This is a genomic window from Micromonospora sp. NPDC020750 (assembly GCF_044334565.1).
GTDB lineage: Bacteria > Actinomycetota > Actinomycetes > Mycobacteriales > Micromonosporaceae > Micromonospora.
In genome coordinates this window covers 265,159-275,256 of record NZ_JBIRTH010000011.1, presented here as the reverse complement: position 1 = coordinate 275,256, position 10,098 = coordinate 265,159, and the positions used below count along the sequence as shown (strand labels likewise).

At 72.9% G+C, this 10,098-nt stretch carries 6 protein-coding genes; 1 reads left to right on the top strand and 5 read right to left on the bottom strand.

Features of this window, described 5'->3' with window-relative positions:
- Positions 1-142 precede the first annotated feature (142 nt).
- The 4 genes from ACH4T9_RS28345 to ACH4T9_RS28330 form a co-directional block, all read right to left on the bottom strand.
- A complete protein-coding gene (locus ACH4T9_RS28345; protein ID WP_396674082.1) occupies positions 143-1,891 on the bottom strand; it encodes a CDP-glycerol glycerophosphotransferase family protein in 1,749 nt (582 codons plus the stop codon).
- 209 nt (positions 1,892-2,100) lie between these two features.
- A complete protein-coding gene (locus ACH4T9_RS28340; RefSeq protein ID WP_396674083.1) occupies positions 2,101-3,384 on the bottom strand; it encodes a nucleotide sugar dehydrogenase in 1,284 nt (427 codons plus the stop codon).
- 4 nt (positions 3,385-3,388) lie between these two features.
- Positions 3,389-4,957 carry a glycosyltransferase family 2 protein gene (locus ACH4T9_RS28335; protein WP_396674084.1) on the bottom strand — a complete coding sequence of 523 codons (1,569 nt, stop codon included), beginning with the start codon at positions 4,955-4,957 and terminating at the stop codon, positions 3,389-3,391.
- Positions 4,954-6,528: a glycosyltransferase family 4 protein gene (locus ACH4T9_RS28330; protein WP_396674164.1), complete on the bottom strand. Its 1,575-nt coding sequence runs from the start codon at positions 6,526-6,528 to the stop codon at positions 4,954-4,956. The genes ACH4T9_RS28335 and ACH4T9_RS28330 overlap by 4 nt, the downstream gene beginning before the upstream one ends.
- Positions 6,529-6,870: 342 nt before the next feature.
- Between ACH4T9_RS28330 and ACH4T9_RS28325 the strand changes: the two genes are divergently transcribed.
- A complete protein-coding gene (locus ACH4T9_RS28325; RefSeq protein WP_396674085.1) occupies positions 6,871-8,031 on the top strand; it encodes a hypothetical protein in 1,161 nt (386 codons plus the stop codon).
- A 6-nt stretch (positions 8,032-8,037) separates the two neighbouring features.
- Here the strand turns inward: ACH4T9_RS28325 and ACH4T9_RS28320 are convergent, their stop codons facing one another.
- The gene (locus ACH4T9_RS28320; RefSeq protein WP_396674086.1) at positions 8,038-9,984 is read right to left on the bottom strand and encodes a hypothetical protein; all 1,947 of its coding nucleotides are present in this window, start codon (positions 9,982-9,984) and stop codon (positions 8,038-8,040) included.
- Positions 9,985-10,098: the final 114 nt, after the last annotated feature.

The following is a 10,098-nucleotide window of genomic DNA, read 5'->3' as shown; positions in this document are numbered from 1 at the left end:
GGGGGGGGGCGGCGGCGGGGGGCTGGGCCCCGCCCGCCCCCCCCCCCCCCCGCGGCGGGGGGGGTCTCCCGGGGCGGGGGGGGGGGGCCCGGCCCCGCCCCCCCCCCCCCCCCGCCCGGCTCCCGTCCCCGACCCGAGCGGGTCAACCGCAGAGGCGGCCGATCTCCTGCCGGAACCGGTCCATCGGGTTGGACCCGGCCGGTCCGAGCAGATACTCCTTCAGTTCCCGCCGAGCCTCGGCCATCGGGTCGTTCCCGCCCCGGGCGAGGGCGAGGACCTTCTCCAGCTCGCCGCAGTCGAGCGAGAGCAGGTACGCCGCCCGCGCGGTGGGGAACGTCCGGCGGAACTCGTCCTCGGACAGACCCGCCGGGTTGGCCACCACGTACGGCCGCTCGCTCTGCACGAAGTCGGAGACCACGCTCGACACGTCACTGATCAGCAGATCGGTGGCGTTGAAGCAGTCGAACAGGGCCGGCGTGCGGCCGGTGACCACCAGGTGCGCGGTGCCGCCCAGCGAGGTCGGGTCGACCTGCCCGCCGGCGGCCCGGAGCCGGGCGACGATCCGCTCGTGCACCGCCTGGGCCTTCCTCGACCGGCTGCCGGTGAGCGGGTGCGGCTTGTAGACCACCCGGACGCCACCGGCGGCGAGCAGCCCGGTGACGATCCGCTCCCCCATCAGCACCAGCGAGGTGTGATACGGGTCGTCGTCCAGCCACCCCTCCCAGGTGGGGGCGTAGAGCACGGTGAACGGGCGGTCGGTGAACTCCGCGCCGAAGGTGTGCACCCCGGCGAGCTGCGGGCGGCCGACCTCCACGATGTCGCGGTCGAGGACGCCCACCCCGGCCCGGGCGTACCGCTCCCGACCGGCCGCCCCGGCCACCCAGACCTCGTCGTACACCTTGCTGTACGGGTTGACGCTGGCCTGCTTGTCGCTGTCACCGTGGCCGACGAAGACGTGCCTCATTCCCGGCTCACGCAGCATGTGGATGTTGGCGCCGACGTTCGCCGCGTACAGGGCGACCCGGATCGAGCTGAGGTCGAGGTTCATGAAGTCGACCCCGGCCGGTACGCAGATCACCGGCAACCGGGTGTCGGCCAGCTCGCGGATCGCCTCGTCGTTACGGAGCAGCACCACCGCGCGGCGCCCGGCCGCCTCGACCGGGGCAAGCCACATGTTGGCCTGGTAGACGTCCTTGGCGGGGCCGGCGAAGTAGAGCGCCACCTCGGGCTGTTCCCGAGCCAGCCAGGCGTGCACGGCTGACAGCGACCCCTGCCCCCGGCCACGCCCACCCCGTCCGGCCAGCACGAGCACGGCTACCGTGACCAGTCCCACCGCCAGGGTGACCAGCCCGGTCACCACCACGGGGGCGACCCGGTCGACCAGTACGGCCAGCACGGCCGCCGGGACGAGGAGCACGTTGATCAGCGGCAGTCGCAGGCCCGCGATCCGCCGCGCCCAGGCTGGCGGACCCGGCATCCCGGCGGTGCGGTCCAGGTCGATGTTCCGGGTGAAGGCCGGGGTCGCCGCGTGGTGCTCGCCGACCGCGCTGAGGGCGGCGCTGCCGACGGCGACGCTCCAGAGCGCGGCCGGCAGCAACAGGACCGCGACGGTCCCGCCGGCTGCCGGACCGACCGCGCTGACGATCAGCAGCACGACCGACAGGTCACGGACGAGCCACCGCCAGACCGGCCCGAGCCCGGCCTTCTGGAGCAGCTCGCCCGCTGCGGCGAACCGGGTGGCGAGGGCCAACTCACCGGCGACGGCGACCAACGCGGCGACCACGTACGGGATCAGCCAGTCGAAGACACCGGACAGGACCATGACCCCGTAGCCCAGCAGGGTCACACCGACGACGGCGAGACCCTGCTGGTTTCGCACTCTGCTGAACAACGACACGCTCCCTTGTCTACTCGCCGGCGTCGATGGGTCCGATACCAGGCATCTGCGACCCTAAACGGGGCAAGTAACACAAGTATTGCTGGGGTGTCCGGCGGACGAACAGCCGAGGACGCAGGTCACCGAACGTATCGGTCGAGCCACGAAAGCAGTGGGCCCCGGCCGGCGAGCGGCCGAGACCCACGGGGACCGGGCGGACCGGGTCAGCCGCCGATGACCACCCGACGGACGCCGGCCCAGCGGGCCGGGTCGGTGATCCGACGGCCGTCGACCAGCACCGAGACGCCCGGCAGGTCAGCCGGGGCGAGGCTGCGGTACTCGACGTGGTCGGCCTGGATGACGGCGGCGCCGACCGGCTCGCCGTCGTAGCCGGGCAGGCCGTGCGCCGCCAACTCCTCGTTGGTGTACATCGGGTCGGAGACGTACGGCTTGGCACCCCGCTCGCGCAGCGCCTCCACGGTGGGGAAGACGCCCGAGAAGGCGGTCTCCTTGACCCCGCCCCGGTACGACGCGCCGAGCACCAGCACCCCCACGTCGGTCAGGTCGCCGTACGCGGCGGCGAGCAGGTCGACGGCGTACTCGGGCATGGCGGCGTTGGCCTCGCGGGCCGAGCGCACCACGGTGGCCGCCGGGTCGTTCCACAGGTACATCCGGGGGTAGATCGGGATGCAGTGGCCGCCGACGGCGATGCCCGGCGAGTGGATGTGGCTGTACGGCTGGGTGTTGCAGGCATCGATGACCTTGGTGACGTCCACCCCCACCGTGTCGGCGAACCGGGCGAACTGGTTCGCCAGGCCGATGTTGACGTCCCGGTAGGTGGTCTCGGCGAGCTTGGCCAGCTCGGACGCCTCGGCGGAGCCCAGATCCCAGACGCCGTTGGGCCGGTCGAGGTCCGGCCGCTCGTCGAAGTCCAGCACGGCCTCGTAGAAGCGCACGCCGTTCGCGGCGGACGCCTCGTCGATGCCGCCGACCAGCTTGGGGTAACGGCGCAGGTCGGCGAAGACCCGGCCGGTGAGCACCCGCTCCGGGCTGAAGACCAGGTGGAAGTCCTTGCCGGCGGTGAGACCGGAGCCCTCCTCCAGCATCGGCGCCCAGCGGGCGCGGGTGGTGCCGACCGGCAGGGTGGTCTCGTAGCTGACCAGGGTGCCCGGCTTGAGGCCGCGAGCGATGGCCCGGGTGGCATCGTCCATCCAGCCGAAGTCCGGCACACCGTCCGCGTCCACGAAGAGCGGTACGACCACGACGACCGCCTCGGACCCGGCGACCGCGGCGGCGGTGTCGGTGGTGGCCGACAGCAGACCGGCGGCCACCGCCTCCTTCAGCTTGACGTCGAGGTCGGCCTCGCCGGGGAACGGCACGGCACCATCGTTGACCAGCTGGACGACCCGCTCGGAGACGTCGGCACCGACCACCCGGTGCCCCTTCGAGGCGAACTGCACGGCAAGTGGCAGGCCGATCTTTCCGAGCGCGACGACGCAGATGTCCATGTAACTACTTTCCTCCAGAGGGCCAGATACGGCGCAGGCGGGCAAGGAACCGTCGGGGGGTCACCGGCGTGATCGCGACGATCACCTGGCCCTTGTGGTTGGTGGTGGGCGTGACGAGGTGGAACCGGACACCGTGCCGGGCCAGCAGGCGGGGTGCGGAGACCCGGCGGTCCGTACGCAGTGGCGACGAGCCGGTCCCGCCCGACGCGGTGACCTCGGCCCGCACCACCCGACGCTCCCCGTTCGCCGCGACGACCGCGAGTAGCTGGTCCAGCGCGAAGTCCGTCCGCACGACGGTACCGGGGCCGCCCGCGGTGACCGAACTGGCACCCGCCAGCTCGCCGACGCTGATCCGCACCGCGTCGGCGCCGAGCGCCGCCAGCGCCGCCCAGCGGCTCTGCGCGGTGACCACCAGGACCCGGGCCCCGCCGGCGTCCCGGCCCCAGGCCAGGGCGGTCGCGGTCAGCTTCGCCATCACCTTGGCGGCCTGGTCGGTCACGTCGTACCACTCGTCCGGGTAGCCGAGCGAGGGGTCGCGGAAGCCGACGTAGTGGGCGTACCAGCGACCTTCCTCGATGACGACCTCGGGCGGCGTCTTGTCGGACTGCTGGCCGACCAGGTCACGCAGCCGGTCCAGGCCGGCGTCCCGGGCGAGGACCAACCGCAGCCGCAGGTCCGGCGCCAACCGGGCCACGACGCCGTCGGTGAGGTACGCCTCGGCCAGCTTGCGGATACGGTCGTGGACCTTCTGCTGGGCGTCCGGGTCGAGGGCGAGGAACTCGCGCTGGAGGAGCTTCGCCACCTCCCAGCTGAAGTTGCGCAACAGGATCGCGTCCCGGCGCGGCCCCGGCTCGATCAGGTCGACGACGAAGCCGACCAGCTCCTCCGCGCAGCGCAGCCGCTCCTCGAACCGGCTGGCGTAGGTGATGTTCTGCGCGTTGTCCCGCTTGACCGCGTAGTAGTACTCGTAGTCGGCCAGGACGGAGATCCGCCTGGCGCGGAAGCACGCCTCCAACGTGAAGGGCTGGTCGCTGCCCATCCGCATGTCCTCGCGGAACCGCAGGCCGTGCCGCTCGATCAGGTCCCGGCGGAACAGCTTGGTGTTCGACAGCGACCAGGCCAGGTCGCCGCCGAAGAGGTCGACCTCCTCCTGCGTGCTGGCGTAGACGGCCTGGTGCACGTAACGCTTGTTGGTGCCGACCATCCGGCCGAGCACCACGTCGGAGTCCCACCGGTCGGCGGCGTCGACCAACCGCTCCAGCGCCTCCGGCCCCAGGTGGTCGTCCGAGCCGATGAAGAAGACGTACCGGCCGCGCGCGTGGTCCAGGGCGCGGTTGCTGGGGGCCGCCGGACCGCCCGAATTGGGCTGGCGCAGCACGGTGACGGTGCCGGGGTACCGCTCGGCGAACCGATCCAGCTCGGCGGCGCTGCCGTCGGTGGAGCCGTCGTCGACCGCGACGACCTCCAGCCGGTCCAGCCCGATGGTCTGCCCGACCAGCGAGTCCAGGCAGGTGGTCAGGTACGGCATGGTGTTGTAGACGGCGACGACCACCGTCACGTCGGGCATGCTCACGAACCCACTCCCACTGACGCAGGGGCGGCGCCCGGGGCCGGGTCGCCATCGAGGGCCGGGCGGGACGAGGCGCCTGGCAGCAACCGGGTGTAGACCGCGTCCAGCGCCTCCGCCTGCGCCTCCCACGTCCACCCCGCCAGCAGCCCGGGCCGGTCGTACGCGCCCCGGTAACGTGCCGGGTCGCCGAGGACCGCCCGGACCGCCCGGACGAAGTCCGTCACGTCCTCGGCCGCGAACACCTCGCCCTGCCCGGTCTCGCGGACAGTCTCCGCCATGGTCCGGACGTCGGAGACGACCAGCGGCAGACGGGCGTGTGAATACTCGAAGAACTTGGTGATCAGGGCGATCTCGTGGTTCGGCCAATGCTGGATCGGGATGACGCCGACCTGCGCGCCGGACAGGAACCGCACCACCTGGTGGTGCGGCACGTACGGCAGGACGTGCAGCCGGTCGGCCGCGCCCAGCTCCTCAGCCCGCCCGACCAGACCCTTGACGTACGCGGACTCCGGCTTGTTGACCACGAGCGCGATGTGGGCCTCCGGCAACCGCGGCAGCGCCTCGACCATCACCCCGAGACCGCGTTTCGCGGCCGCCACCCCGCTGTAGACCAGCAGCGGGATTCCCGGCCGCAGCCCGCAAAGCGTGCGGATGTCCGGCACCGGCGCGGCCGGGTCGGCCGGCAACTCGTCGACCGCCGGGGCGTTGAGGACCACCGCCGGGCGCTCCGCGAGCCCGTGCTCGCGCCGCAGCAGGTCCGCCAGGCCGCCCGAGACCGTCATCGTGGCGTCCGCGTGGGGCACGTACTCCCGCTCGTGGGCGACGTTCCCGGGCAACCAGCGGGCGTTGTCCCGCCATGGCTGCACGCCAGGCAGGTACTCGTGGGCGTCCCAGACCAGGGCGATCCGTCGGCCCTCGGCGGCCGCCCGGAGCTTGGCGCGGGCGCCGACGCCGATCATCCGGAAGTCGTTGGCGTGGATCAGGTCCGGCTCCAGCTCGTCCACGACCGGGCCGTAGGCCAGCTCGTAGTCCCACAGGCCCGGCTCGAGGCGTCGCCACGCGCCGCCGCCTCGCACCTTCTGCCAGAACAGCGTGTACGCGCGGTCCCAGGGGCCGTCGAGCTTGCGGCCACGCCGAGCCTGGGTCAACTGCCGGTTGCGCAACGAGACCCAGCGGCGGGTGAGGCCGGCGAACTTCTCCTCGGCCCGCAGAACCTGCCAGGAGAGGCCGCCGGGACGGCCGACGCCGGACTCCCGGGAGGCGGCGGTCAACACTGCCCGTCGCACCCGCAGGTCGGCCTGCCAGGCTCGCATCGCCTGACTGCGGTGCGCCCCGATGCCGCTGGGCGGGTAGGCGAGCGGGCGACGGAGCCAGGCCCGCCGGAACTCGTGCCGGCGCTTGGCCAGCGGCTCGGGCATCGGCACCAGGCGAACCTCGGCGCCGCCGAGCCGCCAACTCGCCGGCTGTCCGACGGGCGCGCGGCCAAGGAGGACGACCTCCCAGCCGGCCTCGGCCGCCGATCGTGCCGCCTTCTGCACCCGGGAGTCGCCGATGACCCCGTTGTCCACCAGCATCACGACCCGTCCTCGGGTGGTCGCCGCTGGGGTCGCGCCGTCAGATCCCATTTCTGCCCGTCTCCGTGTCGAAGGCACCGCACCCGCGGACCCGAGCGAGTCTACGACAACGCAAGCGGCGCACCGTTTCTCAGCGGCGGTGTTCCGTGCCCCCGTGTCCCTGGTTGCTACTCTGCATGCTGCTCGGCGCATGCTGCTCGGCGCCCGGTGCGCACGGGGAACGCCATCACCTCCCCGGCGACACCCATCCTTCCCGGTCTGCCGGGCACAACCGTCGCTCGCCCGCTCGCATGGACAGGATCAGAGATGGACCCGGTGACGCCCAACACGCGGAGTCGACCCATGCCGGAAGCAACGCCCGAACCGGCCGTCCGGCCGGACGGTACCGGTCCGGTCGCGGCCGGACGACGGCTGTGGCTGGCCGCCCGGCACGCCCGGACCGCGCTGGGCGCGTACGTAGTGGTCCGCCTGGTCGGACTGCTCACCGTCTACGTCTGGGCCCGCAACACCGACCGCTCGCCCGTCGAACTGCTCACCAAGTCGGACGGGAGCTGGTATCTCGCGATCGTCCAGCACGGGTACGACGGGTACGAGAAGACGCAGAGCAACATGGCCTTCTTCCCGCTCTACCCCGGCCTCACCGCCGCCCTGGAGTGGATCTCACCGCTCGGCCCCCGGGCCGCCGCGCTCGTCGTGGCGTGGGTCGCCGGGCTCGCGGCCGCCTGGGCACTGTTCGCGATCGGCGAGCACCTGCACGACCGCCGCACCGGCATCCTGTTCGCCTCGCTCTGGGGTGCGCTGCCGCACGGCGTCGTCGAATCCATGGCGTACAGCGAAAGCCTGTTCACTGCCCTGGCCGCCTGGGCGCTGTACGCGGTGCTGCGCGGCCGTTGGCTCACCACCGCGACGCTCTGCGTCCTCGCCGGCCTGACCCGTCCGACCGCCTCGTCGCTGATCGCGGTAGTGGGGCTCGCCGCTCTGGTGGCGATCGTGCGACGTCGGGACGGCTGGCGCCCGTGGGCCGCCCTGCTGCTCACCCCGGCCGGTTGGCTCGGCTACCTGGCCTGGGTCGGCGCACGGACCGGACGGGTGGACGGCTGGTTCCACATCCAGGACGCCGGCTGGGGCACCTCGTTCGATTTCGGCGTCTACACGGCGCAGCGGGGCCAGGAGGTCCTGGGGCAGGTGGCGGCCCTGCCGCTGTTCGTGGTCACCCTGGTGCTGCTGCTGTCGCTCATGTTCTTCGTGCTGAGTCTGCTCGACCGCCAACCGTGGCAGCTTCTGCTCTACAGCGGGCTGCTGCTGGTCACCACGCTCGGCGCCGCCGGCTACTACCACTCCAAGGCCCGGTTCCTGCTGCCCGCGTTCCCGCTCCTGCTCCCGGCCGCCGTCGGCCTCGCCCGGGCCGGCTGGGCCCGGGCGATCACGGTCCTGGTGACGCTGACCATCCTCTCCGCCTACTTCGGCGGACACCTGCTGCTGGTCTGGACGAAATCGCCCTGACCCCGGTCAGCGGCTCCAGGGCCGGGCGTCCCAGAGCCACACGTCGTCGACCCGCTGCCCCGGTCCGAACATCGCATCGAGCACGGTCCTCAGCTCGTCCCGCCGGCGACCGTGGTCGGGCAACGCCACCGCGTCGGCCTTCCAGTACCGGACGTCGGCGTGCGCCTGGTCGACCTCGGCGGGGCTGAGCGTGGTGTCCCGCTCGCCAAGCGAGACCGCGGTGAGCAGCTTCGCGGTCGGCTGCGGCTCCACTCCCCAACGGCCGGTGCCGTCGGTGGCGGAGACCGGCCCGAGGAAGTAGCCCTCGGGCACGGCGAAGCCGGCCACGGCGGCGGAGCTCCAGTAGAGCGAGGTCATGCCTTGGACCGGCACCGGCACCAGGGTGCGGCCGGGGGTGACGTGGTCGCGCCACGCGCCGCTGGTGACGAAGTCCGGCACCGGGTTGCGGCCGCGCGCCTGCAGCGGAACGGGCAGGATCGGCAGCAGCGCGGCCACCGCCAGCACGGCCGCCACCCGCGCGGCCAACCGTCCGGCGGGCTGTTCCCGCAGCTCAGCGGCGGTGAGCCGATCCCCGGCGACGGCCAACAGCACGCCGAGGACCGCGGTGGTGATCAACGCGAACCGGGACACCACCAGCGAGTCGAACACCGGCAGGTTCTGCACCAACGCGAACGGGGCCGGGATATCCGTCCGCCGGGTGCCCGAGGTCCAGGTGGTGCCGATCGAGAGGAGCGCCGAGACGAGGCCGACGGCCCCGAGCACCCGGGCGACGAGCTCCCGACGCAGCCACCAGAGCGCAGCGGCCGCCACGACCAGCACCGACCAGCCGTAGAAGCTCGCCTGCTCGGTGGTGTTCGGCGCCCAGCCCACGGCGCTGGTCGGCCCGCCAGCGAGCGACTGGGTGGCGAACCGGACGAACGAGCCGAGCTTCAGCGCGTAGATGTCCGGAGTGCCGGGGTGGCCGACCCGGTGCTGCGGGCCGGCGAACTGCATCCAGAGCGGATAGGCGGTCGCCGCCGACACCAGCACCCCGGTGATCGCCAGGCCGGTCACCAGCCGGCGCAGCCGCCGCAGCGCGTCCCGGGGCCGGAGGACCAGGTACGTCACCACCATCATCAGGCAGCCGAGCGCGGTGAGGAAAAGGATCTCCAGGCTGACGAAGAACTGCGCGATGACGAGCGCGCCCAGCACCAGGCCGTCGCGGAGGACGTGCCCGGTGCGGGACAGCGCCACGACCCGCCAGACGATGAACGGCACCAGCCACTGGGCGGTGATGTGCGGGTGGCCGTTGCTGTGCGAGACCAGGGCTGGGGCGAAGGCGCAGAACAGGCCGCCGACGAAGGCCGCCGCCCGTGACCCGACCACGTGCCGGGAGAGCACGTGGTACCAGGCGTAGCCGGTGCCGGCCAGGTTCAGCGTGATGAACAGCAGGTAGGAGAAGGACGCGCCGAAGAGCAGCGTGAACGGGGCCAGCACGATCCCGGGGAGCTGGAGCCCGACGTTGGTCATCAGGTTCACGCCGGCCGGGGCGTTCTGGAGCGTGGTGAAGAACGGGTTCTCCAGGTGGCTGACCGCGTGCGCCGCGTGCGCCAGCATCCACTCGTTGAACCCCTGGTCATTGGGGCGGCTGCCCAGCAGCCTTCCGTCGACGTCCCACCAGCCCCGGCCGGTTACCCAGAAGGCGCCGGCGAGGTAGACCAACGCGGTCACCAGCTCCGCCCGGGACCGGCGCCACCACGGCGTCGTACCGGCCGGCCGGCCTTCGTCCGCCCCGCCCGGCCCTGGGTCGCCGCCCTCCGTCAACCCGGCCGTCGCCGGCGCGGGCGCCTGGTCCAGTGCCGTCCCGCCGGCTCGGGACCCTGCCGTCGCGGGGGTGAGGGTCGTCGCGGGAGCACGGTCGCGCGCAGCCTCCGTGGGGGCGGCGTCGCGGCCACGGGTACCGGGGTCGGTCATGGCGCATGAGTCTACGGAAGCAGCCGCCGGGGCCGGAGACCGGCCGCCGCGACAACGGGCGGTGGCCAGGGGACGGTGTCGGCTGCCCGGACGGCGGTGCCGGGCCGGGCGCCC

Excerpts from the sequence above, each read along its gene's own strand:
- ACH4T9_RS28325 (WP_396674085.1), top strand. The coding sequence starts at position 6,871 with ATGCCGGAAGCAACGCCCGAACCGGCCGTCCGGCCGGACGGTACCGGT.
- ACH4T9_RS28330 (WP_396674164.1), bottom strand. The coding sequence starts at position 6,528 with ATGCTGGTGGACAACGGGGTCATCGGCGACTCCCGGGTGCAGAAGGCG.
- ACH4T9_RS28340 (WP_396674083.1), bottom strand. The coding sequence starts at position 3,384 with ATGGACATCTGCGTCGTCGCGCTCGGAAAGATCGGCCTGCCACTTGCC.
- ACH4T9_RS28320 (WP_396674086.1), bottom strand. The coding sequence starts at position 9,984 with ATGACCGACCCCGGTACCCGTGGCCGCGACGCCGCCCCCACGGAGGCT.